Below are 21,800 nucleotides of genomic sequence, written 5' to 3'. Positions count from 1 at the left end.
ATCTGGACGACCCAACCGATACGGCGTCAATCGCATCGCTGGAATTCTTTGATAATTTCGATCAAGCGAACTGACGTTTTTGCCCGCGTCGCTTGTCGCAATGGATGCGGCCGATGCAGGGCTGACGTTGCATCGCTGAGGAATGGCCAGAATTATAGTCCTTTATGATGAAAACCATAATTATGACTTCTGTCATAAAGACCCATAATTTTGGCCTCACCTGATTCTCAACTTTCCCAGCGCCTTTCATCGAACCATCTTCCAAGTCGCCTTCGGCACTCGTCGGTCGTGTAGAGGCTCGGAGGACCTTTTCCAGCACGTGGTCGTGGAATTGCGTTTCGCGCATCGCGGTGCTCTCCGACGGTTGCGGCCGAAGGTGATCTATATCCCTGGTGGTTTCAGTGCGCATGTGCAAGGACTTCTGGCCAGATCTGGAGGGCGGGGCTGTTCAAAGCCGGGAAAACCAGCATTCTGTACATCCTGATGAACGCCTGAGAAGCAAAATGCCCGCGTAAGGCGGGCATCTGCTGAAGCTTGTAGCGGGCCGGACTCTCTTGACCACTCTTGGTGGGACCACTTTCGTGGCGGCCATTGCCCCTTTAACCGGTTCGGGACATCCGTGACCTCAATGCTAAACCGGCCTTCAATGGCTGCTACGACGCCCTTCACATTTCCGGAAACGCGGTGATTACTTGCTACTGACGTACTTCTCCCGCCGCACCTGCGGCGTCGGCAACCCAGCCTCCTTCAATGCCTCGAACGTCGCATCCACCATGTCCGGGTTGCCGCACAGGTAGGCGATGTCGGTGGCGGGGTTGGGCGCAAACTCGGCCAGGTGCTGCTGCACGTAGCCATGGCGGACGTCCGGGTGCGGGCTGTCGGGCAGCTCGCGGGACAGGCACGGCACGTAGCGGAAGCCCGGGTGGGCGGCGGCGAAGGCGTAGAAGTCTTCGCTGTAGAGCAGCTCTTCGGGGGTGCGGGCGCCTTGGAGCAGCACCACTTCCACCCCGCGCTCGGCCATGGCGGTGGCCAGCAGCGGCAGCATGGAGCGGTACGGGGTGACCCCGGTGCCGGTGGCGATGAGCAGGTAGCGGGCGTTGTGGTCGCCCGGCATCAGGCAGAACCGGCCGAACGGGCCGCTGGCGGTCACGTGGCCGCCCAGTTCCAGGCCCTCGAACAGGGCCGTGGCGGCGCCGCCGGGCACAAAGCTGACTGCAATATCAACGGCTTCGCCGGGGGCCATGGCGTGGTCGTGGATCGTGGCCAGGGAGTAGCTGCGCTTGGTGGCGGTGCCGTCGGCGTACTCGAAATGGACCTGGATGAACTGTCCGGGCTGGAAATCCAGCGGTTGGCCGTCATCACGCAGGAACTGGTAGTGGCCGACGGTGGGGGCCAGCATGCGCCGGTCGATCAGCTTGAGGGGGAATTGAACAGGCACGAATTTGGGAAACAGTGTGTAGCCGGGGCAGACCCTCGGGGCCTTCTATAATAGCCGCTCCCCCGCCCCTATCCAGCGCCGTCCCATGGGCGCGAAGGCAAGAGCTTGGCATCCCAGAACACTCCCGCGACCAGTACCGCCCCCGCCCTGCGGGTGCGCGACCTCCGCAAGACCTATGACAACGGCACCCAAGCCCTGAAAGGGGTTTCGCTGGACGTTGCCCCGGGCGACTTCTTCGCGCTGCTGGGCCCGAACGGGGCCGGCAAGTCCACCCTGATCGGGATCATCAGCTCGCTGGTGAACCTCAGCGAGGGCCAGGTGGAGGTATTCGGCAGCGACCTGGTGCGCAACCGCAGCGCCACCATGCGCCTGATCGGCCTGGTGCCCCAGGAAATCAACTTCAACCTGTTCGAGAAGCCCTTCGACATCCTGGTCAACTACGCCGGTTTCTATGGCGTGGCCCGCGCCGAGGCCGAGAAGATGGCCGAGGAGGAGCTCAAGCGCGCCCATCTGTGGGAGAAGGCGCAGGTGATGAGCCGGACGCTGTCGGGCGGCATGAAGCGCCGGCTGATGATCGCCCGGGCGATGATGACCCGCCCGCGCCTGCTGATCCTGGATGAGCCCACCGCGGGCGTGGATATCGAGATCCGCCGCGACATGTGGCGGGTGCTGAAGGAGATCAACGCGGCCGGCACCACGATCATCCTCACCACCCATTACCTGGAAGAGGCCGAGCACCTGTGCCGCAACCTGGCGATCATCAACCACGGCCAGATCGTGACCCAGGGGCCGATGCGCGAGCTGCTGGCCAAGCTGGACGTGGAAGGCTTCCTGTTCGATATCGACGGTGAGCTGCCGGCGCAGCTGCCGGTGATCGAGGGCACCACGATGGTGGCCATCGATGGGCACACGCTGGACGTGGACATGCCGCGCGCGATGGATCTGAACCGGGTATTCGCGGCGCTGAACGCGTCGGGCATCCGGGTGCGGTCGATGCGGACCAAGAGCAACCGCCTGGAGGAGCTGTTCGTGCGCCTCACCGGCAACCAGGAGAACGCGGCATGAGCAGCACCCCGACCCCGGTCCTGACCGACGGCCAGCGCAACCGGATTGCGCTGATGACGATCGTGCGCCGCGAAGTGGCGCGCATCCTGCGCATATGGGGCCAGACGCTGGTGCCGCCGGCGATCACGATGACGCTGTACTTCCTGATCTTCGGCGGGCTGATCGGCTCGCGCGTGGGCGAGATGGGCGGCTACAGCTACATGCAGTTCATCGTGCCTGGCCTGGTGATGATGAGCGTGATCCAGAACAGCTACGGCAACATCAGTTCGTCGTTCTTCGGGGCGAAGTTCGGCCGCCACGTGGAAGAGCTGCTGGTGAGCCCGATGCCGAACTGGGTGATCCTGTGGGGTTACGTGGCCGGTGCGGTGCTGCGCGGGTTGATGGTGGGCGTGATCGTGCTGCTGATCGCGATGTTCTTCACGCCGGTGCGCATTCCGCACCCGCTGGTGACGCTGACCACGGTGCTGCTGGGCGCGACAATCTTCTCGCTGGCCGGTTTCATCAATGCGGTGTACGCCAAGAAGTTCGATGACGTGGCGATCGTGCCCACCTTCATCCTGACCCCGCTGACCTACCTGGGCGGCGTGTTCTATTCGGTGAAGCTGCTGCCCACGTGGGCGGAAGCGGCCACGCACGCCAACCCGATCTTCTACATGGTGAACGCGTTCCGTTACGGCCTGCTGGGTACGAGCGACGTGCCGCTGTGGGTAGCGTACGCGCTGATGATCGGTTTCGTGGTGGTGCTGACCGCGCTGGCGCTGTGGCTGCTCAAGCGTGGCGTAGGCATGCGGAGCTGACCTGCCCCGGTAGCGCCGGCCGTTGGCCGGCCCTCGAAGTAGTTGGAGAAACGCATGCGCATACTTGTATTGGGTGCCGGTGGTACCGGCGGTTACTTCGGCGGTCGCCTGGCCCAGGCGGGGGTCGACGTGACCTTCCTGGTCCGCCCTGCCCGCGCGGCTCAGCTGGACAGCGAGGGGCTGGTGATTCGTAGCCCGCTGGGTGATGCGAGCTTCCCGGTAACCCACGTCACTGCCGATGCGCTGCCTGCGCTCGCCGCAGAGCAGCCCTTCGATCTGGTGATCCTGAGCTGCAAGGCGTACGACCTGGACAGTGCCATCGAGGCGATTGCACCTGCGGTGTCTCCGCGTACGACGGTACTGCCGATCCTCAACGGGCTGCGCCACTACGCGGCACTGGATGCACGCTTTGGCCGCGATGCGGTGCTGGGCGGCCTGTGCTTCATCAGTGCGACCAAGGCCGCCGACGGGGCGGTGCTGCACCTGGCGCCAGCGGCGAAGCTGACGTTTGGCGAGCGTGATACGCCCGGCAACAGTGCGCGGGTACTGGCCCTGGCGGCGGCGTGCGTGCAGGCCGGGGTGGACCATGTGGCCAGCGATGCCATCGGGCAGGAACAGTGGATCAAGTACACGTTCCTGACCACCTTGGCGGCGGCAACCTGCCTGATGCGGGCGGATGTGGGCACGATCGTGGCTACGGACGATGGTGCGGAGATCGTACGCGGGCTGTATGCCGAATGCCTGGCGGTAGCCGAGGAAGCGGGTGAACCGATTCCGGAGAAGGCGCAGGCGGTTGCACTTGCGGCGACCACGCAGGAAGGGTCGGCGCTGAAGGCATCGATGCTGCGCGATCTGGAGGCCGGCCAGCAGGTGGAGGCCGAGCAGATCGTGGGCGATATGCTGGTGCGGGCACGCGCGACCGGCCAGGCGGCGCCGCTGCTGGCGGTGGCGTATGCGCATCTGCAGGCTTACCAGCGCCAGCGCGCGGGCTGAGCATGGCTGCCGGCGCTGCACCGACGCGGGTTCTGGTGCTGGGGCTTGGCTACAGCGGGCGGCACGTGGCGGCGCTGTTACGGGCCCAGGGTGTGGCCTGCAGTGGCACGGTGCGGGAGCCGGACGCGGCGGCCGACGATGGTGTTGTCCGCCACCGGTTGGTGGCTGGGCAGCTTGTTGATGATGCGCTGCGTGAGGCCATCCGCAGCGCGGAGGCGGTGATCTGTACGGTGCCTCCGGATGATGCCGGTGACCCCGCGTTGCGGTTGGTGGCCGAAGCGCTACGTGCCAGCACGGCACTTCGCTGGGTGGGCTATCTCTCTTCGACGGCGGTGTACGCCGACCGCGAGGGAGGCTGGATCGAAGAGTCGTCGGTGGCCGATGCGGTGGATGACACGGCGCGGCGGCGGTTGCTGGCCGAGGCGCAGTGGCGCGGGTTCGCGCGTGACAAGGGCGTGGCGTCTGCCGTGTTCCGGCTGCCCGGGATCTATGGGCCCGGGCGCAATGCGCTGGTTCAACTGGAAGAAGGCCGGGCGCGGCATGTGCTGCGGCCGGGGTTGGTGTTCAACCGCCTGCATGTGAAGGATCTGGCGGCAGTCGTTGTCGCCGCGATGGGTCGCCCCGGTGAGGCGCTGTATCTACCTGCCGATGACGAGCCGGCCCCGCCGCAGGAAGTGCTGGCGTTCGCGGCGGAGCTGGGCGGGTTTGCAATGCCACCTGCGGTGGCGTGGGATGACCCGTCGGTAAGCCCGGCGTTGCGGCGGTTCTACGCCAGCAACAAGCGCATCGACAGCCGGGGCACGCGCGAAGCGTTGGGGTGGAAGCCGAACTTCGCCACATACCGCGAAGGCCTTCAGGACGCCATCCGGTAGGGTTGGTTCCCAAACAACCGCCGATAGGAGTGATCGGTGCTTTGATGCATTGACCTCTCCGGCGACGTGCCTTCGCCATCGGTCATGCCTTCTACGGCCTGCCCATTGGTATCGGCGGTCGATCGGGATGCGACCCTACCAAGGCAGCGACACGGCAGGCCCGGGTCAGCGCGCGTCTGGCAGGCGGAAGAACGTGCGCGTCGCTGCGGTGGCATTCGCTGCGGTCAGCTCCACATCCTCGCCGCGATCCCGCGCCAGCTCTTCCACGATATGCGCCAGGAACATCGGCTCATTGCGCCGATCCTTCGGCATCGGCTTCAAGCTGCGCGGCAGCAGGTACGGCGCGTCGGTTTCAATCATCAGCCGCTCGGCCGGAATGTGCTTCACCAGCTCGCGCAGGTGCGCGCCACGGCGTTCGTCGCACAGCCAGCCGGTGATGCCGATGTACCAATCCTGGTCCAGGTAATCGAACAGCTCCTGGCGCTCGCCGGTGAAGCAATGCACCACCGCGGCGCCGATGCGGCCGTCGAAGTTCTTCATCTGCGCCATGAAATCGGCATGCGCGTCGCGCTGGTGCAGGAACAGCGGCTTGCGTTGTCCATCGGTGGCGCGCACCTCGCTGGCCAGCTGCAGCTGGCGCTCGAAGGCACGGTGCTGGGCCGGGCGCGGAGCGAAATCGCGGAAATAGTCCAGGCCGCACTCGCCCACCGCCACCACTTCGGCGTGGGCGTGCAGCGCGCGCATTTCGGCATCGCATTCGTCGGTGTATTCCACCGCGTGGTGCGGGTGCACGCCGGCGGTGGCGTACAGGAAGCCCGGGTGCTGGCGCGCCAGGTCGAGGGCCATCGGCGAATGCTCGCGGCTGGCGCCGGTCAGCACCATCTGCACCACGCCCGCCTCGCGGGCGCGGGCCAGCACGGCATCGCGGTCGCGGTCGAAGGAATCGTGGGTGAGGTTGGCGCCGATATCGATCAGTTGCATGGGGCAGCTACAGGGCAATGAATCGCGCCATTGTAGCCCGGCCGGCTCGCCGGCCCTGCCGCCGGCCCGTATCCTTGCGCCATGAGTACGTCGAGTTTTCCGATTTCCGAGCTGCTGCCGCAGATCGCCACGCAGCTGGCCACGCACCCGCGCCTGGTGCTGGAAGCGCCCCCTGGCGCGGGCAAGACCACCCAGGTGCCGCTGGCGCTGCTGGACGCGCCGTGGCTGGAAGGCCGGAAGATCATCATGCTGGAACCCCGCCGGGTAGCCGCGCGCAGCGCCGCGCAGTTCATGGCGCGGCAGCTGGGGGAAGAGGTCGGCGGCACGGTGGGCTACCGCATCCGCTTCGAGAACAAGGTCTCGGCACGCACCCGGGTGGAGGTGGTCACCGAGGGCATCCTCACCCGGATGCTGCAGGACGACCCGATGCTAGACGGCGTGGGCGCGCTGCTGTTCGATGAATTCCATGAGCGCCATCTGGCCGCCGATCTCGGGCTGGCGCTGGCGCTGGATGTGCAGGCGCAATTGCGCGAGGACCTGCGCATCGTGGTGATGTCGGCGACGCTGGATGGCGAGCGGCTGGCGCAGTTTCTGGACGCCCCGCGCCTGAGCAGCGCCGGCCGCAGCTTCCCGGTGGCGGTGAGCCATTTCCCGGCCCGCCGCGATGAATCCCTTGAGGCGCAGGCACGGCGCGCGGTGGAGCAGGCCTTGGTCGAGCACCCCGGGGATGTGCTGGTGTTCCTGCCGGGCCAACGCGAGATCGCGCGCACCCAGGCGGCGCTGGAACAGGCGTTGCCGGCCGATATCCAGGTGTTGCCGCTGCACGGCGAGCTGCCGGTGGAGCAGCAGTCGCGCGTGCTGCAGCCCGATCCGCAGGGCCAGCGCCGGGTGGTGCTGGCCACCAACGTGGCCGAATCCTCGGTGACCCTGCCCGGGGTGCGCGTGGTGGTGGATGCGGGGCTGGCGCGCGAGCCGCGCTATGACCCCAACAGCGGTTTTTCGCGGCTGGACGTGGTGAACATCGCGCAGGCCTCGGCCGACCAGCGCGCCGGCCGCGCCGGGCGCGTGGCCGAAGGCTGGGCCTGGCGGCTGTGGCCGCAGTCGCAGCGGCTGGAAGCGCAGCGCCGGCCGGAGATCGCACAGGTGGAGCTGGCCGCGCTGGCGCTGGAGCTGGCTGCATGGGGCAGCGAGGACCTGCGTTTCGTGGATGCGCCGCCGGTGGGCGCGATGGCCGCCGCGCGCGAGCTGCTGCAGCGGTTGGGTGCGCTGGGCGATAGCGGCGCGCTCACCGCGCTGGGCCGGCGCATGCTCACCCTGGGCACGCACCCACGGCTGTCGGCGATGTTGCTGGCGGCCAGCAACGGCACCGAGCAGGCGCTGGCCTGCGACCTGGCCGCGCTGGTGGAAGCGCGGGATCCGCTGCGCCACGGCGGAGATGCATTGGCCGCGCGGTGGCGGGCGCTGGCCGCATTCCGGCAGGGACGCGTGCCGCAGGACGCCAATCGCGGCGCGCTGGCGGCCATCGATGCGGCCAGCAAGCAGTGGCGGCGCCGCCTGCGCTGCGACACCGCGCCACCGTCGACGGTGGAAGCCCACCAGCTGGGCGACCTGCTGGCGCACGCCTTCCCGGACCGGATCGCGGCGCGGCATCCCACCGATCCACTGCGCTACCTGTTGGCCAATGGGCGCAGCGCGCGCCTGTTCGACCCCAGCGACCTGCGCGGTGAGCCGTGGCTGGTGGCGGTGGAACTGCGATACGAAGCCCGCGATGCGCTGCTGCAGCGCGCCGCGCCGGTGGATGAGAACCGCCTGCGCCGGGATTTCCCGCAGCGCTTCCAGCAGCAGGACGTGGTGCGCTGGGACGCGGACAAGCGGGCGCTGGTGGCGCGCCGCGAAAGCCGCTTCGACCGCATCGTGCTGGACAGCCGCTCGGCCGGGCGGGTGGATCCGGCGCAGGCCGCGCAGGCGCTGACCGAGGCGGTGCGTGAGCTGGGACTGGAGGCATTGCCGTGGACCGACGGCCTGCGCCAGTGGCAGGCGCGAGCGCTCTCGCTGCGTGCGTGGATGCCGGAGCTGGACCTGCCGGAGGTGTCCGATGCGGCGCTGATGGAGACGCTCACGACATGGCTGACGCCGGCGTTCAATGGCAAGACGCGCCTGGATGCGCTGGATGAGTCCACGCTGGGCGAGGCACTGAAATCGCCGATGCCGTGGGCGCAGCGCCAGCTGATCGACAAGCATGCGCCGGTGCGTATCGCGGTGCCCTCGGGGATGGAGCGGCCGATCACGTATGCGCTGGAGGCCGATGGCAGCACGCCGCAGCCACCGGTGCTGGCGGTGAAGCTGCAGGAGCTGTTCGGGCTGGCCGATACGCCGCGCATCGCCGATGGCCGCGTGCCGCTCATGCTGCACCTGCTGTCGCCCGGTGGCCGCCCGCTGCAGGTCACCCAGGACCTGCGCAACTTCTGGGCCAACACCTATGCCGAGGTCAAAAAGGAAATGAAGGGGCGCTACCCACGGCACCCGTGGCCGGATGATCCGTGGACCGCCAGCGCCACCCATCGCGCCAAGCCGCGCGGGACATAACGCCGGCTGACCGTGCGCCGCGGGTCCACCTGAATGGATCGCGCGGATTGGTTATCGTCGTGACCATGCCGTGCCTGGTGGATAACACGCCCTACACGGCCCCCGCGCGACACTGGATTTCGAACCGAGGCAAAGGACCCCCCAATGAGCAGACTGACCGTGATTACCGACCGCGCCCTGGAGCGTGCACTGGATCTGGCAAGCAGCGCAGGCGATGGCCTGAAGCACGCCGGCAGCAACCTGCGCCACCTCGGCCCGCAGGCGACGGACTGGATCAAGACCGGTGCGGCGCTGGGTGCGGTGAAGACCGGCAGCAAGGTGGCCGCCAAGGCGGTGCGCCGTAATCCTGCGGCAACCATCGCCGTGGCCGCGGTAGGTGTAGGCCTGCTGGGCTACGCGCTGTACCGCAAGCAGCAGAAGAAGAAGCTGGCCAACGGCAGCGTGGTGACTGGGCAGGCCGAGCGCATCAGCGCGCGCAACCGCCGCAACACCACGGTGGTGGATGAGCACAGCGATATCGGCAGCGACGCCTGATCCATCAGGCACGTTGCAGTAGACGAAAACCGCCGGCATGTCCGGCGGTTTTTGTTTGGATCAATCGATCCGCCGCCACTGGCCGGGCTGCAGGTCCGCCAACCGGTGCGGGCCCATCGCCACGCGCACCAGCCGCAGCGTGGGCAGGCCGACCGCCGCCGTCATCCGCCGCACCTGGCGGTTGCGCCCTTCGCGCAGGGTAATGGCCAGCCAGGCATCGGGCACCGTCTTGCGGAACCGTACCGGCGGCGTGCGCTCCCACAACGTTGGGGTTTCCAGGTACTCCACGCGTGCGGGCAGGGTCGGGCCGTCGTTCAGCTGCACGCCCCTGCGCAACGCCTGTACCTGCTCGTCGGTCGGCGCGCCTTCCACCTGCACCCAGTAGGTCTTGTCTTCCTTGTGGCGCGGGTCCGTCAGCCGATGTGCCAGCCTGCCGTCGTCGGTGAGCAGCAGCAGGCCCTCACTGTCGTAGTCCAGGCGACCTGCCGCGTATACGTCAGGCGGCAGGCCGAAGCCGGCCAGGGTCGCGCGTGGCGGCTGGCTGCTGTCGGTGAACTGGCACAGGACGTTGAAGGGCTTGTTGAGAGCGATCAGCATGGGGCGGGACAGAAGTGACGAGGTGTCATTGTCCCATTACACGGCTTCGGACGCCGTGGTACCGACCAACGGTCGGTACCTACCGCTATCTCAACCGGTACGCGGCACTACTTCACGAAACGAAGGGTCATGCGGTCGCTTTCACCGATCGCCTTGTACTTGGCATCATCGGCGGCGTCGTGGTTGTTCACCGGCGGCAGGGTCCACACGCCGTTCGGGTGGTCCTTGGTATCGCGCGGGTTGGCGTTGATCTCGCTGCTGCCGGCCAGTTTGAAGCCGGCCGCTTCGGCCATGGCGATGACCTGGGCCTGGCCCACGTAGCCGCTCTTGTCGTCGGCCGGCACGTCGGCCTTGGCACGGTGTTCGACCACGCCGAGCACGCCACCGGGCTTGAGCACGCTGTAGAAGCCCTTGAACATGCCTTCGGCCTGGTTGGCGCTGCGCCAGTTGTGCACGTTGCGGAAGGTCAGCACGACATCGGCGGAGTTGTCAGGGCCGAACTTGGGGGCTTTGGGGTCGTAGCCCACGATCTTGGCCTTGTCGTAGAGCGCCCGGGTGCCGGCGAACTTCTTTTCCAGCCCGTCGCGGCCGCGCTGCTGGTAATCGCGGGCCTTGCCTTCAGCAACCGCCATCGGGTCGACCACCGCCGCGACGTAGGTGCCCTTGTCACGCAGCAGCGGGGCGAGGATTTCCGAGTACCAGCCGCCACCGGGGGTGATTTCCACCACGGTCTTGCCCGGTTCCACCCCGAAGAACGACAACGTCTGCGCCGGGTGCCGGTAGGCATCGCGCTTCACGTTGTCCGGCGTGCGGCCCTTGCCGTCGACGGCAGCCTGGACGGCGGCGGTGATGGCGGGCTGGGCGTTGGGGCCGGCCGGCTTGATGGCCATGGCGGGGGCGGCAAGCAGCAGCGTGGACACGGTGAACAGGCAGGCACAGCTGAGCGAACGGGCTTTCATCGGATCACCTACGGTGGCGGGATGCGGCGAGCCTATCAGCCGCGATGTCAAAGGTGTTCACAAAACGTTAGTGCAGTGCAGCGAAGCGGAACACTGTTTTGTGGCCCGCGCCGCAGCGGTGTCATGGACAGGCACTTATGCTGTGACATTGGATTTGACTGGAGGATTGCCCATGACTGCACCGCGCGAACTCGGCCGTTCCGGCCTGAAAGTGCTTCCCATCGCGTTCGGCGGCAACGTCTTCGGCTGGGGCGCGGACGAGAAGACCTCGTTCGCCCTGCTCGATGCGTTCGTCGATGCCGGCTACAGCCTGGTCGATACCGCCGATGTGTATTCGGCCTGGGTGCCCGGGAACAAGGGCGGTGAATCGGAAACGATCCTGGGCCGCTGGTTCCAGCGCAGCGGCAAGCGCGACAAGGTGGTGCTGGCCACCAAGGTGGCCAAGTGGGCCGAACACCCGGGGCTGTCCGCCGACAACATCAGTGCGGCCGTGGAAGATTCGCTGCGCCGCCTGCAGACCGACGTCATCGATCTCTACCAGGCGCACGAGGATGACGAGTCCACGCCGCTGGAAACCACGCTGGCCGCGTTTGGCCGGTTGATCGAACAGGGCAAGGTACGTGCGATTGGCGCCTCCAACTACAGCGCCGAGCGGCTGCAGGCCGCGCTGAAGGTATCGGCGGACTACAGGCTGCCCCGCTACGAGACGCTGCAGCCGGAGTACAACCTGTATGACCGTGCCGGTTACGAAAGTGGGCTGGAAGCGGTGGCGCGCGAGCACGGGCTGGGCGTGATCAGCTACTACTCGCTGGCCAGCGGCTTCCTCAGCGGCAAGTACCGCAGTGCCGACGATGCGGCCAAGAGCAGCTCGCGCGGCAGCAGCGTGGTGGCCAAGTACGTCAATCCGCGTGGCCTGCGCATCCTGCAGGCGCTGGATGACGTGGCCGGCACCTACAACGCGACCCCGGCCCAGGTCGCCATTGCCTGGTTGATCGCCCGCCCGGGCATCACCGCGCCGATCGTCAGCGCGACCCGCGTGGAACAGCTGCACGACGTCCTCGCCGCTGCCCAGGTAGACCTGACCGCCGAAGACATCGCACAGCTGGAAAGCGCCAGCGCCGCCTGACCGCCCCTCCGGAATAGACCGCACCAGCAACGGCCACCCCAGGGTGGCCGTTTCCACATCACCCCACCACTGCCCCATCTTCGGCCACCAGCGCGTGATGCATGCTGACCCCGGCGCGCACCCCCTCCGCACTGGCCAGCGTGATGTTGCCCATCAGCGTTGCATCACCCGCCGCGTAGACACCGGGCACCGTGGTCTGCTTCTGCGCATCCACCCGAACCAGCACACCGACCGGGCTCTCTTCCAGTTCACAGCCGAGCTGCTCCACCAGCTGCGAACCCATTTCCTGGCGCGCACTGACGAACAGCGCGCGCAGGTCGATGTGGCGTCCATCGGCCAGCAAGGCCCCACTCAACTGCGGCGGGTCGCCTTCCAGTGCCACCACCGTTTCCGTTTCGATCTGCACCCCGCGCCGCTGCAGCGTGCCCAGCTGCTCGTCGTCCAGTGCCATGCCCTGCGTGAAAAAGGTGACCTGGCCCCAGTCGGCGATCAGCCCGGCCATGATTGGCGACATCGGATGTCCCCCCAGCAGCCCGATCGCGCCACCGCCCACTTCATAGCCATGGCAGTACGGGCAGTGCAGCACGCTGTGGCCCCAGCGTTCGGCGAGGCCGGGCAGTCCGGGCAACACATCGCGGATGCCGGTGGCCAGCAGCAGCTTGCGCGCCGCCCATGTATCCCCGGCCGCCGTGCTTACCGCGAAACCATCCACGGTCGGCTGCGCGTCGGTGGCGGTGTCGTTGGCCCAGCGCACGCTGGGGTAATCCAGCAGCTGTGCCTTGGCCTGGCGCAGCAGGTCGCCGCCGGAGATGCCATCCAGACCCAGCACGCCATGCGAGTGGCTGGAGAAGCGGTTGCGCGGCAGCCCGCTGTCGATCACCAGCACGCTGCGGCGCGCACGCGCCAGCATCATGGCGGCGGAGAGCCCGGCGAAACTGCCGCCGACGATCACGGCATCAAAGGTCATGCGGAACTCCCTTGCTGTGCTGGGCCAGGTGCTGGGCAAAGGCGTCGCCCAGGGTCGCCAGCGTGGTGGCATGCAGGCGCTGTTCGAGCAGTGCCTGCGCCTGTTGGTAGCTCTCATCCAGCGCGGCATTCACCACCTGCTGCACCGGGCAGCCGCGCCCGGTTTCGCGCGCGCCGGTATGCAGCAGCGCCGGCGAGCCGATGGCGAGATAGACGTCGTGCAGGGTGATGGTGGCCGGGTCGCGCGCCAGCTGGCTGCCACCACCATGGCCGCGGGCGGTGCGGACCAACCCACCCTTGTGCAACGCGGCGAGCAGGCGGCGGATCACCACCGGGTGGGTCGGCAGGCAGGCAGCGAGCTGTTCGGAGGTGCGCGGTCCGCCCTGGCCGACCAGGTGGGCCATGATGTGGAGCGCGTCGGAGAATTGATTGCTGGATTTCATGTAACGCCAATAGTTACATATTTTGCCAGCAACGAGTAGCGCCGGCCGTTGGCCGGCCCATGCACCGGTTTCAGAGGAGGAACGCCCGCCCGGTCATGGATTCGGCGAGATGGTCCAGGAAGCTGCTGATCCGCGCCGAAACGGCGGTGTTGCGGTAGTACACGGCGTGGATGGGCTGGCGCACTTCCACGGTGAGCGCCGGCAGCACCTGCACCAGCGTGCCCGCATCGCGGTCGCGGTGGGTCATGAAGTCGGACAGGCAGACCACGCCCGCGCCCTCCAGCGCCAGCCGGCGCAGGGTTTCGCCGCTGGACACGGCCACCGCCGGGCGGATGTGCAGCAGCGCGTCGGTGCGCCCGGGCAGCGGCCAGTGGTTGAGCGAATCCGGTTCGTTGAAGCCGAGCAGCGCGTGGCCGTCCAGTTCTTCAACCGTCTTCGGCGTGCCGTACTGGGCGAGGTAGGCCGGGCTGGCCAATACGCGAAGGCGGCTGTGCGCGAGCGGGCGCGCGTGCAGGGTGGAATCGGCCAGCGGGCCAATGCGGATGGCGACGTCGGTGCGGCGTTCGAGCAGATCGATGTAGCGCTCGCTGCTGTTGAGCTCCAGCTGCACGTCCGGGTACAGCGCCCGGTACCCTGCGACCATCGGCGTGATGACGTGCAGCACGAAGGGGGTGGCCGCATCCACGCGCAGGCGGCCGGCCGGGCGCTGCCGCCGCGCCGTCATGTGCTCTTCGGCCGCTTCCACCGAGGCCACGATGGCGCGGGCCTGGGCCAGGAACGCGTCACCCTCTTCGGTGAGCTGAAGCCGCCGGGTGGTGCGGGTCAGCAGGGTGGTGCCCAGCTTTTCCTCCAGGCGGCCCAAGGCCCGGCTGACCCCGGAGGTGGTCTGGCCCAGTTCCTCGGCGGCGGCGGTGATCGAGCCGCTGTCGATGACGGCGATGAACGCCTGCATTTCGTCCAGGGTGGTCTTCATGGCCCCATTATTGACCATGAAGCAAGAGTCATTGGCGTAAAGATCGGTTTTTCAGCAAGAGTCGTGCGCGCAGACTGCGCACCTTCTTCTTCCACCGGTAACCCTCATGTCCCGTGGCATCCCCTTGGCCCTGTTGGCGCTTACGCTGGGTGCGTACGCCATCGGCACCACAGAATTCGTCATCGTCGGGCTGATCCCGACCATTGCCGCCGACCTCGGCGTGTCCCTGCCCTCCGCAGGCCTGCTGGTCTCGCTGTACGCGCTGGGCGTGGCGGTCGGCGCGCCGGTATTGACCGCACTGACCGGCCGGGTGCCACGCAAGACCCTGCTGGTGGCCCTGATGGTGCTGTTTACCCTGGGCAACGTGATCGCCTGGATGGCGCCCAGCTATGGCTCGCTGATCGTGGCGCGGGTGTTGACCGGGCTGGCGCACGGCGTGTTCTTCTCGATCGGCTCGATCATTGCCACCTCGGTGGTGCCGAAGGAAAAGGCGGCCAGTGCGATTGCGATCATGTTCACCGGCCTGACCGTGGCACTGGTCACCGGGGTGCCGCTGGGCACGTTCATCGGCCAGCACCTGGGCTGGCGGGCGACCTTCCTGGCCGTGGCGGCGCTGGGCGTGGTCGCGCTGATCGGCAGCCTGCTGTTCGTGCCGCGCAACCTGCAGCGCAGCGAGCCGGCGACGTTCGGCCAGCAGCTTTCGGTACTGGCGCAGCCGCGCCTGCTGCTGGTGTATGCGATCACCGCGCTGGGCTATGGCGGTACGTTCCTGTCCTTTACTTATCTTGCGTCGATCCTGCAGGACGTCACCGGTTTCTCGCCGAACGCGGTGAGCGGCGTGCTGCTGGTGTACGGCGTGTCGGTGGCGATCGGCAACCTGTGGGGTGGCCGCCTGGCCGACCGCCGTGGGCCGATTCCGGCGCTGAAGCTGATCTTCGGGCTGCTGGCGCTGGTGCTGTTCGCGTTGACCTTCACCGCGCACAACACCTGGCTGGTGCTGCTGACGGTGCTGGCACTGGGCGCGGTGGCGTTCGGCAACGTGCCGGGGCTGCAGGTGTACGTGGTGAAGCAGGCGCAGCGCTTTGCGCCGCAGGCCGCTGATGTGGCCTCTGGCCTGAACATCGCCGCGTTCAACGTGGGCATCGCAATGGGTGCTTCACTGGGCGGGCTGGTGGTGGATCATCTGGGCCTGATGCATACGCCTTGGCTGGGCGCGCTGGTGGTGTTGGGTGCGCTGGGGCTGACCGTGCTGAGCGGGCGGCTGGACCGGCGCGACGGGATCGGGGATCGCGCCGAGGGCGTGGTTGTCGCCTCCCATTGAGCCTTCTCATTTGATTCGTTTAACGGTGCACGGCGTAGCCTGCACTCCCCCACTGAAGGAGTTTTCCATGAGCATTCCCGCATTCGGCCTTGGCACGTTCCGCCTGAAGGACCAGACCGTCATCGATTCGGTCCGCAACGCACTGGACGTGGGCTACCGCGCCATCGATACGGCGCAGATCTACGGCAACGAAGCCGAGGTCGGGCAGGCCATCGCCGAGTCTGGCGTGGCGCGTGAGGACCTGTTCCTGACCACCAAGATCTGGATCGCCAGCTTCCAGCACGATGCGCTGCTGGAGAGCCTGCGCGAAAGCCTGCGCAAGCTGCGTACCGACCATGTCGACCTGACCCTGATTCATTGGCCGTCGCCGAACGACGCGGTGCCGATGGCCGAATACCTCGGCGCGCTGGCGCAGGCCAAGGCCGAAGGCCTGACCCGGCAGATCGGCATTTCCAATTTCACCATCGACCTTACCCGCCAGGCGATCGCGATCCTCGGTGCCGATGCGATCGCGACCAACCAGATCGAGGTGCATCCGTACCTGCAGAACCGGGCGCTGATTGCGTTCCTGCGTGAGCAGGGCATCCATGTGACGGCCTACATGAGCCTGGCCTATGGCGAGGTGCTGAAGGATCCGGTGATCCAGGCCATTGCCGAACGCCACGACGCCACCCCGGCGCAGGTCGCACTGGCCTGGGCGCTGCAGCAGGGCTTTGCGGTGATTCCGTCCTCGACCAAGCGCGAGAACCTGGCCAGCAACCTGCTCGCGGCGGACCTGCGGTTGAGCGACGAGGACATGGCGCAGATTGCCACGCTGGATCGTGGACAGCGGCTGGCGAACCCGGAGGGCATTGCGCCGGCGTGGGATTGAGGGTTATTTGTTCAGGATTCGATACGTAATCCTACATACCGTATCGGATCCTGAACATTCTCCCTGCTCTGCGCCCGAAGTGACCGACGCGGGCTGAAAAGTTCACTATTCGACACAGAAGATGCGATAAGGTGTCGAATACTGAACTTATCCGGTGAGTACGTGCAGACCCACTCCCAGTCTCCCGCCGCCTTGGCTGCAACGCTCCAGCTGGGCAGATCCGTCCAGGCAATGCGCAAGCGGCAGCGACTGACCCAGGAGCAGCTTGCCGAGCGTGCTGGCGTCGGCCGCACCACCCTGCACAAACTGGAAAGCGGCCACCCCGGCCTTGCAGTCGCCAGCGTGCTGGAAGTGCTTCAAGTGCTCGACGCCGGGATGGTGGATCGCATTCTGGATGTCGTGGACGCCGACCCGCTGGGACGCGCATTGGAACGCCAGCGCCTGCCTACGCGTGTGTCGCGCGACGATGACTTCTGAACGCTACGTTTTCGCGCCCGGCATCGTCGACGGTCGCCTCGACGGCGAACACCAGCTGTGCGGCCGGGTACGCTGGAGCAACGGCGTCGGGCAATTCACCTACGCCAGCAACTGGCGCCGCGGGAACGGCTTCGCGCTGGATCCCTTGAACCTCCCGCTGCGCGATGGCGAGCAGACGACGGCGGTCAATCAGGGCGTTCCAGGCGTGCTGGCCGACGCAGGGCCGGACAGTTGGGGCCGCCGCCTGCTGGAGCTGGAACGGGGCCCCCCGAATACGCCGCTCGATCTGCTGCGACTGAGCAACGGCAGCGGAACCGGCTGCCTGCTGTTTTCGCAGTCGCGGACGCGCCCTGCTCCTCCACGTGCGTTGCTGCCGCTCACCGACCTTGCCGAACTCGAACAGGCGGCACGGCACGTCATCCTGGGTGAGCCGATACCGCCCGAGGCAATGCAACACATCCTCGATGCGGGCAGCACTCTGGGTGGCGCGCGGCCCAAGGCAAATGTCATTGAACGCAGTAGTGTCAGAGAGAAGGCGAAGGTGCGCGATGAAGGGCGGGAGTGGATCGCCAAGTTCCAGAAGCCAGACGACGACATCGATATTCCACGGGTGGAGTGTGCCTGCCTGAGCTTGGCCCGGCGGGCTGGCCTGGATGTCCCTGACCACCGCGTGCTGGACATCAATGGCCGTTCACTGCTGCTGGTGGCGCGCTTCGACCGTCCTGAGCAGCGCAGGTTGCACTATCTGAGCCTGCATGCGCTGTTGTCTTCGGCCAGGATGGGCCCGAACGACGTGCGGGCGCCGCTGGGCCGGGTCACCTACGGCAACCTGGCTGCATTGTGTCGGCAGATCGGCGTGCCCGATGCCGGCTCCATTCTTTACCGCCGCATGCTGCTGAATGTCCTGATCGGCAATAGCGACGACCATCTGCGTAACCACGGACTGCTGTTCGACGGTCGCTGGCGTCACGCGCCCAGTTTCGACATCGTGGCCATGGGCGGCGACCTGCAGGCAATCGGCGTTGGCACTGAAGGACGTGTGGCCACCCTGCGAAACGCCCGCAGTGATCTGGCGCGATTCGGCCTGGACGATCAGGACGGGGAACGGATTGAAACCGAGGTGGTGGAGGCACTGGGCCATGCACGCGCCGAACTGGAGGCAACAGGGTTGCGCGCCGCGGATGTGGGCCGGGCGTTGCAGCGCATGCGCTTGCCTGGCTAGATCAGCGCTGAAGCCATTCCCGCATGGCGGCGTTGACAGCGTCGGGCTGTTCCATCGGTGCCAGGTGGCCGCAGTCGGGGATCACCACCAGCGTTGAGCCCGGCACCAGCGCGTGCATCTCCTCACTGATCGGCAGCGGGGTGATGCGGTCGTTGGCACCGCAGATGATGAGAAGCGGGTCACGGTAGCCGGCCAGTACGTCGTGGCCGTCAACGCGATCGAGCGCGCTCTGGCGCAGGAACACTTCGGCACCCAGGCGTGCGGTCATGTCACGCACGCGCTGTACCAGCACGTAGTCGTCCAGCCGCGAGGCATCGATGTAGCTGCGCATCAGCTTGTCGCCGAAGCCATGGAAGGTGCCGGGCAGGCGCACGCTGGAACGCTGCGACTGGCGCTGGGCGGCGCGCTCGGGCGAGTCGGCGTGGATGGAGGTGTCGATCAACGCCAGCCGCAGTACCCGCTCCGGGGCCACGCGCAGGATCTGCTGGGCGACGAAGCCACCGAGCGAGAAGCCGGCCAGGGCGAAGCGTTCCGGGGCCTGGGCCAGCACGTCGTTGACCACGGCCTGCATCGTCTCGCCGCGGGTCTGGTCGCCGACCGTGCAGTCGGCGATGTCGGAAAGGGCGGCCACCTGCGCGCGCCAGAGTTCGGCGTCGTTGAGCAGGCCGGGCAACAGCAGCAGCGGAATGCGATCGGTCATGACGTCATTGTCGGCGATCATGACGTCGAGGGGGCGTCGGTGCCGCCCGCGGGTTCAGTGCGTGACACCTTCCGGCGGCAGCGCGACCTGCGCTTCCTGCACCGGCAGGGTCACCACCATGACCGTGGAGTCGTCGGGATCGAGCTTCGTCTTGAAGCCCAGGCTCTGGCACATCGCCAGCATGGTGCTGTTCTCGCGCAGCACCTGGCCCTCAACGATGTTCAGGCCCAGCCACTGCGCGTATTCAATCATGATGGTCATCAGGCGCCAGCCGATGCCATGGCCCTTGAGGTCGGAGCGGATCAGGATGCCGTACTCGCCGCGATCGTAATCCGCATCCGCATGCAGGCGCACCGCGCCGAGCATGTCGCCACTGCGCGGGTCGATCGCCACCAGCGCGATGGAGCGGGCGTAGTCGAGCTGGGTCAGGCGCGCGATGAATTCGTGGCTGAAATGCTTCACCGACTGGAAGAAGCGCAGGCGCAGGTCGTCGTCGGTGACGCGGGCGAAGAAGGCACGGAACAGCGCGTCATCTTCCGGCCGCACCGGGCGTACGAACGCGGGCGCGCCGTCGGACAAGGTGATGGTGCGCTCCCACTCCTTCGGGTATGGGAACACCGCGAACCGCGGATGGCCACGGCCCTTGTGCAGCTTGCGCGAGGGCGCGATGGCCACGCGCGCGTCCAGTGCGATGACACCGTCGCGGTCGGCCAGCAGCGGGTTGATGTCCAGCGTGCGCACTTCGGGAATGTCGGCGGCCAGCTGCGCCAGCTTGACCAGGATCAGCGCGACGGCGCGCTCGTCTGCCGCCGGGACATCGCGGTAGGCTTTGAGGATGCGCGACACGCGGGTGCGGCCGATCAGCTCATGGGCCAGGCGCAGGTCCAGCGGCGGCAGCGCCAGCGCCTTGTCGTCGATCACTTCCACGGCGGTGCCGCCACGGCCGAACACCACCACCGGGCCGAAGGTCGGGTCATCGGCGATGCCGGCAATCAATTCGCGCGCCTTTGGCCGCACGATGGTGGGCTGCACCAGCACGCCGTCGATGCGCGCGTTGGGGCGCATCTCATGGGCGCGGGCGAGGATGGAGCTGGCGGCGGCCTGCACGGACTGCAGGGTGCCCAGGTTGAGGCGCACGCCATCGACATCGGATTTGTGCGGGATGTCGGCCGAGAACACCTTTACCGCCACGGTGGCGCCCTGCTCCAGCAGCGGCTGGGCCAGGTCCATGGCTTCGTGCGGGTCGCGCGCCTGCATCACCGGCGCGGAGGGAATGCCGTAGGCCGAGAGCAGCTGGTGGGTGGCGATGGGGTCCAGCCACTGCTGGCCGGCGGCGAGCGCGGCCTCGACGATGGCGCGCGCGGCGGCGGCATCCACCACGAAATCCTGCGGCAGGCTGGGCGGGGTCTCCATCAGCGCCGCCTGCGCGTCGCGGTAGCGCACCAGGTGCTGGAAGCCGCGCACGGCTTCGGCCTCGGTCGGGTAGGTCGGTACGCGTGCGGCGTTGAGGGTGGCGGTGGCACGGTCGTCGTTGCCCAGCCACACCGCGAACACCGGTTTGTCGCGATGGTGGCGCGGGCGCAGGCCGAGGGTGCGGGTGAGTGCCTGCGCGGCGTCTGCCGATGAGGTGAACGCGGTGGGCACGTTGACCACCAGCACGGCATCGTTGCCGGTGTCGGACATCAGCGCGTCGATGGCGGCGGCGTAGCGGTCACCGTCTGCGTCGACCACGATGTCGACCGGATTGCTGCGCGACCAGCCTTCGGGCAACACGGCATCCAGCTCGGCGATGGTGCCGGGCGAGAGTTCGGCCAGGCTGCCGCGCAGGGCCAGCAGCTGGTCCACGGCCAGCCGCCCTACCCCGCCGCCGTTGCTGAGGATCGCCAGCCGGCGACCCGGGAAGGTGCCGAGGCGGCCGAGCGTTTCGGCAGCGGTGAACAGCTCGTCCAGCGCGCTCACCCGCAGCAGGCCGGCGCGGTTGAACGCGGCGCCGTACACTGCGTCGGAGCTGGCCAGCGCCTGCACGTGGGTGTCGCCATCGGGATCGATGCGGATATGACGGCCGGATTTGACCACCACCACCGGCTTGGCACGCGCGGCGGCGCGCGCGGCGGACATGAACTTGCGCGCGTCGCGGATGTGTTCGACGTAGAGCAGGATGGCGCGGGTGCGGTAATCGGTGGCGAAATAGTCGAGCAGGTCGCCGAAGTCGACATCCAGCGCGTCGCCCAGCGAGACCACGGCGGAAAAGCCGACCGAGCGCGCCACGCCCCATTCGACCAGCGCTGCGGCAATGGCGCTGGATTCGGAGATCAGCGCGAGGTCGCCCGCCTGCGGGAAGTGCGCGGCGATGCTGGCATTGAGCCGTGCATGCGGGGCGATCACGCCCAGGCAATGCGGGCCGAGGATGCGCAGGCCCTTGGGCCGTGCCGCCGCTTCAACCTGCTCGCTGAGCGAACCCGGGCCGTGGCCGAGGTTCGCGGTGAGGATGATGGCCGCCGCCACGCCGCGTTCGGCGGCGGTGGCCACCACCTGCGGCACGATACTGGCCGGGGCGGTGATGACGACGAGTTCGGGCACCCAGTCGAGGTCCTTCAGCCGCTTGACCGTGCTGATGCCGTCGATTTCGCCGTAGCGCGGATTGATCCAGGCGACCTTGCCGGGAAAGCCGGTGGCGCGCAGGTTGCGCATGACCGCGCGGCCGGCGGAACGCTCGCGCGGGCTGCCGCCGACGACGGCCACCGACTGCGGGCGGAATACGGATTGCAGGTGGTAGGTGCTCATGGGGTCGAACAGTCACCGGGACACGTGGTGACACGGTACACGGCTGGCGGTCGCGTTGGGATGATCTGGCGCAAGGATCGGCTGCCGCCGCATCG

General features: G+C 67.4%; 21 protein-coding genes. 11 read left to right on the top strand and 10 right to left on the bottom strand.

The window, feature by feature from the left end:
* Positions 1-61 precede the first annotated feature (61 nt).
* On the bottom strand, positions 62-409 hold the full coding sequence (locus SOM39_RS05490) for a hypothetical protein (protein ID WP_320457745.1): 348 nt from the start codon (positions 407-409) through the stop codon (positions 62-64).
* 279 nt (positions 410-688) lie between these two features.
* A complete protein-coding gene (locus SOM39_RS05485; protein ID WP_320457744.1) occupies positions 689-1,438 on the bottom strand; it encodes a ferredoxin--NADP reductase in 750 nt (249 codons plus the stop codon).
* A gap of 105 nt (positions 1,439-1,543) precedes the next feature.
* On the opposite strand from SOM39_RS05485, the gene SOM39_RS05480 reads away from it, so the two are divergent.
* Genes SOM39_RS05480 through SOM39_RS05465 form a run of 4 tightly spaced genes read left to right on the top strand, consistent with a single transcriptional unit; the run spans position 1,544 to position 5,165 of the window.
* On the top strand, positions 1,544-2,503 hold the full coding sequence (locus tag SOM39_RS05480) for an ABC transporter ATP-binding protein (RefSeq protein ID WP_068854421.1): 960 nt from the start codon (positions 1,544-1,546) through the stop codon (positions 2,501-2,503).
* Entirely contained in the window at positions 2,500-3,300 is an 801-nt protein-coding gene (locus tag SOM39_RS05475) for an ABC transporter permease (RefSeq protein ID WP_068854422.1), read from the top strand. The genes SOM39_RS05480 and SOM39_RS05475 overlap by 4 nt, the downstream gene beginning before the upstream one ends.
* A 54-nt stretch (positions 3,301-3,354) precedes the next feature.
* Entirely contained in the window at positions 3,355-4,293 is a 939-nt protein-coding gene (panE, locus tag SOM39_RS05470; RefSeq protein ID WP_320457743.1) for a 2-dehydropantoate 2-reductase, read from the top strand.
* 2 nt (positions 4,294-4,295) lie between these two features.
* Positions 4,296-5,165, top strand: coding sequence for an NAD-dependent epimerase/dehydratase family protein (locus SOM39_RS05465; RefSeq protein WP_320457742.1), 870 nt, complete (start codon positions 4,296-4,298; stop codon positions 5,163-5,165).
* Positions 5,166-5,330: 165 nt separating this feature from the next.
* On the opposite strand, the gene SOM39_RS05460 is transcribed toward SOM39_RS05465, so the two are convergent.
* Positions 5,331-6,146, bottom strand: coding sequence for a TatD family hydrolase (locus tag SOM39_RS05460; RefSeq protein ID WP_320457741.1), 816 nt, complete (start codon positions 6,144-6,146; stop codon positions 5,331-5,333).
* An 81-nt stretch (positions 6,147-6,227) separates the two neighbouring features.
* Between SOM39_RS05460 and hrpB the strand changes: the two genes are divergently transcribed.
* On the top strand, positions 6,228-8,732 hold the full coding sequence (hrpB, locus tag SOM39_RS05455) for an ATP-dependent helicase HrpB (RefSeq protein ID WP_320457740.1): 2,505 nt from the start codon (positions 6,228-6,230) through the stop codon (positions 8,730-8,732).
* Positions 8,733-8,876: 144 nt separating this feature from the next.
* Positions 8,877-9,266, top strand: coding sequence for a hypothetical protein (locus SOM39_RS05450; RefSeq protein WP_320457739.1), 390 nt, complete (start codon positions 8,877-8,879; stop codon positions 9,264-9,266).
* 60 nt (positions 9,267-9,326) lie between these two features.
* Here the strand turns inward: SOM39_RS05450 and SOM39_RS05445 are convergent, their stop codons facing one another.
* Together SOM39_RS05445 and SOM39_RS05440 are read right to left on the bottom strand one after the other, a co-directional pair.
* Positions 9,327-9,863: a pseudouridine synthase gene (locus SOM39_RS05445; protein ID WP_320457738.1), complete on the bottom strand. Its 537-nt coding sequence runs from the start codon at positions 9,861-9,863 to the stop codon at positions 9,327-9,329.
* Between the two features lie 107 nt (positions 9,864-9,970).
* Positions 9,971-10,822 (bottom strand): methyltransferase, encoded by an 852-nt coding sequence (locus tag SOM39_RS05440; RefSeq protein ID WP_320457737.1) that lies wholly within the window; start codon positions 10,820-10,822, stop codon positions 9,971-9,973.
* Positions 10,823-10,994: 172 nt separating this feature from the next.
* Here SOM39_RS05440 and SOM39_RS05435 point away from each other — a divergent pair, with 172 nt between their 5' ends.
* The gene (locus tag SOM39_RS05435) at positions 10,995-11,948 is read left to right on the top strand and encodes an aldo/keto reductase (protein WP_320457736.1); all 954 of its coding nucleotides are present in this window, start codon (positions 10,995-10,997) and stop codon (positions 11,946-11,948) included.
* A gap of 58 nt (positions 11,949-12,006) precedes the next feature.
* Here SOM39_RS05435 and SOM39_RS05430 read toward each other — a convergent pair whose 3' ends face one another.
* From SOM39_RS05430 to SOM39_RS05420, 3 genes are all read right to left on the bottom strand, one after another.
* A complete protein-coding gene (locus SOM39_RS05430) occupies positions 12,007-12,915 on the bottom strand; it encodes an NAD(P)/FAD-dependent oxidoreductase (protein ID WP_320457735.1) in 909 nt (302 codons plus the stop codon).
* Entirely contained in the window at positions 12,905-13,357 is a 453-nt protein-coding gene (locus SOM39_RS05425) for an Rrf2 family transcriptional regulator (protein WP_320457734.1), read from the bottom strand. The genes SOM39_RS05430 and SOM39_RS05425 overlap by 11 nt, the downstream gene beginning before the upstream one ends.
* Before the next feature lie 70 nt (positions 13,358-13,427).
* The gene (locus tag SOM39_RS05420) at positions 13,428-14,330 is read right to left on the bottom strand and encodes a LysR family transcriptional regulator (RefSeq protein ID WP_320457733.1); all 903 of its coding nucleotides are present in this window, start codon (positions 14,328-14,330) and stop codon (positions 13,428-13,430) included.
* A gap of 106 nt (positions 14,331-14,436) precedes the next feature.
* Between SOM39_RS05420 and SOM39_RS05415 the strand changes: the two genes are divergently transcribed.
* The 4 genes from SOM39_RS05415 (at position 14,437) to SOM39_RS05400 (ending at position 18,221) form a co-directional block, all read left to right on the top strand.
* Positions 14,437-15,651 (top strand): MFS transporter, encoded by a 1,215-nt coding sequence (locus tag SOM39_RS05415; protein ID WP_320457732.1) that lies wholly within the window; start codon positions 14,437-14,439, stop codon positions 15,649-15,651.
* Between the two features lie 67 nt (positions 15,652-15,718).
* Positions 15,719-16,522 carry a 2,5-didehydrogluconate reductase DkgB gene (dkgB, locus tag SOM39_RS05410; protein ID WP_217538940.1) on the top strand — a complete coding sequence of 268 codons (804 nt, stop codon included), beginning with the start codon at positions 15,719-15,721 and terminating at the stop codon, positions 16,520-16,522.
* Between the two features lie 162 nt (positions 16,523-16,684).
* Complete coding sequence (locus SOM39_RS05405; RefSeq protein WP_320457731.1) at positions 16,685-16,999, top strand: helix-turn-helix domain-containing protein; 315 nt, start codon at positions 16,685-16,687, stop codon at positions 16,997-16,999.
* A complete protein-coding gene (locus SOM39_RS05400) occupies positions 16,989-18,221 on the top strand; it encodes a type II toxin-antitoxin system HipA family toxin (protein WP_320457730.1) in 1,233 nt (410 codons plus the stop codon). The genes SOM39_RS05405 and SOM39_RS05400 overlap by 11 nt, the downstream gene beginning before the upstream one ends.
* A 1-nt stretch (position 18,222) precedes the next feature.
* Here SOM39_RS05400 and SOM39_RS05395 read toward each other — a convergent pair whose 3' ends face one another.
* Both SOM39_RS05395 and SOM39_RS05390 read right to left on the bottom strand, forming a co-directional pair.
* Entirely contained in the window at positions 18,223-18,921 is a 699-nt protein-coding gene (locus SOM39_RS05395) for an alpha/beta fold hydrolase (protein ID WP_320457729.1), read from the bottom strand.
* A gap of 54 nt (positions 18,922-18,975) precedes the next feature.
* Positions 18,976-21,705, bottom strand: a complete 2,730-nt coding sequence (locus SOM39_RS05390; protein ID WP_320457728.1) for a bifunctional acetate--CoA ligase family protein/GNAT family N-acetyltransferase — start codon at positions 21,703-21,705, stop codon at positions 18,976-18,978.
* Positions 21,706-21,800: the final 95 nt, after the last annotated feature.

This window comes from Stenotrophomonas sp. CFBP8994 (genome assembly GCF_034044835.1).
GTDB classification, from domain to species: Bacteria; Pseudomonadota; Gammaproteobacteria; order Xanthomonadales; family Xanthomonadaceae; genus Stenotrophomonas; species Stenotrophomonas rhizophila_A.
This window is presented reverse-complemented; position numbering and strand designations above follow the sequence as displayed.

Coding starts and splice junctions, on each gene's coding strand:
- SOM39_RS05430 (WP_320457735.1), bottom strand. CDS start 12,915: ATGACCTTTGATGCCGTGATCGTCGGCGGCAGTTTCGCCGGGCTCTCC.
- SOM39_RS05475 (WP_068854422.1), top strand. CDS start 2,500: ATGAGCAGCACCCCGACCCCGGTCCTGACCGACGGCCAGCGCAACCGG.
- SOM39_RS05420 (WP_320457733.1), bottom strand. CDS start 14,330: ATGAAGACCACCCTGGACGAAATGCAGGCGTTCATCGCCGTCATCGAC.
- panE (WP_320457743.1), top strand. CDS start 3,355: ATGCGCATACTTGTATTGGGTGCCGGTGGTACCGGCGGTTACTTCGGC.
- SOM39_RS05395 (WP_320457729.1), bottom strand. CDS start 18,921: ATGACCGATCGCATTCCGCTGCTGCTGTTGCCCGGCCTGCTCAACGAC.
- SOM39_RS05400 (WP_320457730.1), top strand. CDS start 16,989: ATGACTTCTGAACGCTACGTTTTCGCGCCCGGCATCGTCGACGGTCGC.
- SOM39_RS05415 (WP_320457732.1), top strand. CDS start 14,437: ATGTCCCGTGGCATCCCCTTGGCCCTGTTGGCGCTTACGCTGGGTGCG.
- dkgB (WP_217538940.1), top strand. CDS start 15,719: ATGAGCATTCCCGCATTCGGCCTTGGCACGTTCCGCCTGAAGGACCAG.
- SOM39_RS05390 (WP_320457728.1), bottom strand. CDS start 21,705: ATGAGCACCTACCACCTGCAATCCGTATTCCGCCCGCAGTCGGTGGCC.
- SOM39_RS05465 (WP_320457742.1), top strand. CDS start 4,296: ATGGCTGCCGGCGCTGCACCGACGCGGGTTCTGGTGCTGGGGCTTGGC.
- SOM39_RS05490 (WP_320457745.1), bottom strand. CDS start 409: ATGCGCACTGAAACCACCAGGGATATAGATCACCTTCGGCCGCAACCG.
- SOM39_RS05460 (WP_320457741.1), bottom strand. CDS start 6,146: ATGCAACTGATCGATATCGGCGCCAACCTCACCCACGATTCCTTCGAC.
- hrpB (WP_320457740.1), top strand. CDS start 6,228: ATGAGTACGTCGAGTTTTCCGATTTCCGAGCTGCTGCCGCAGATCGCC.
- SOM39_RS05435 (WP_320457736.1), top strand. CDS start 10,995: ATGACTGCACCGCGCGAACTCGGCCGTTCCGGCCTGAAAGTGCTTCCC.
- SOM39_RS05445 (WP_320457738.1), bottom strand. CDS start 9,863: ATGCTGATCGCTCTCAACAAGCCCTTCAACGTCCTGTGCCAGTTCACC.
- SOM39_RS05425 (WP_320457734.1), bottom strand. CDS start 13,357: ATGAAATCCAGCAATCAATTCTCCGACGCGCTCCACATCATGGCCCAC.
- SOM39_RS05450 (WP_320457739.1), top strand. CDS start 8,877: ATGAGCAGACTGACCGTGATTACCGACCGCGCCCTGGAGCGTGCACTG.
- SOM39_RS05440 (WP_320457737.1), bottom strand. CDS start 10,822: ATGAAAGCCCGTTCGCTCAGCTGTGCCTGCCTGTTCACCGTGTCCACG.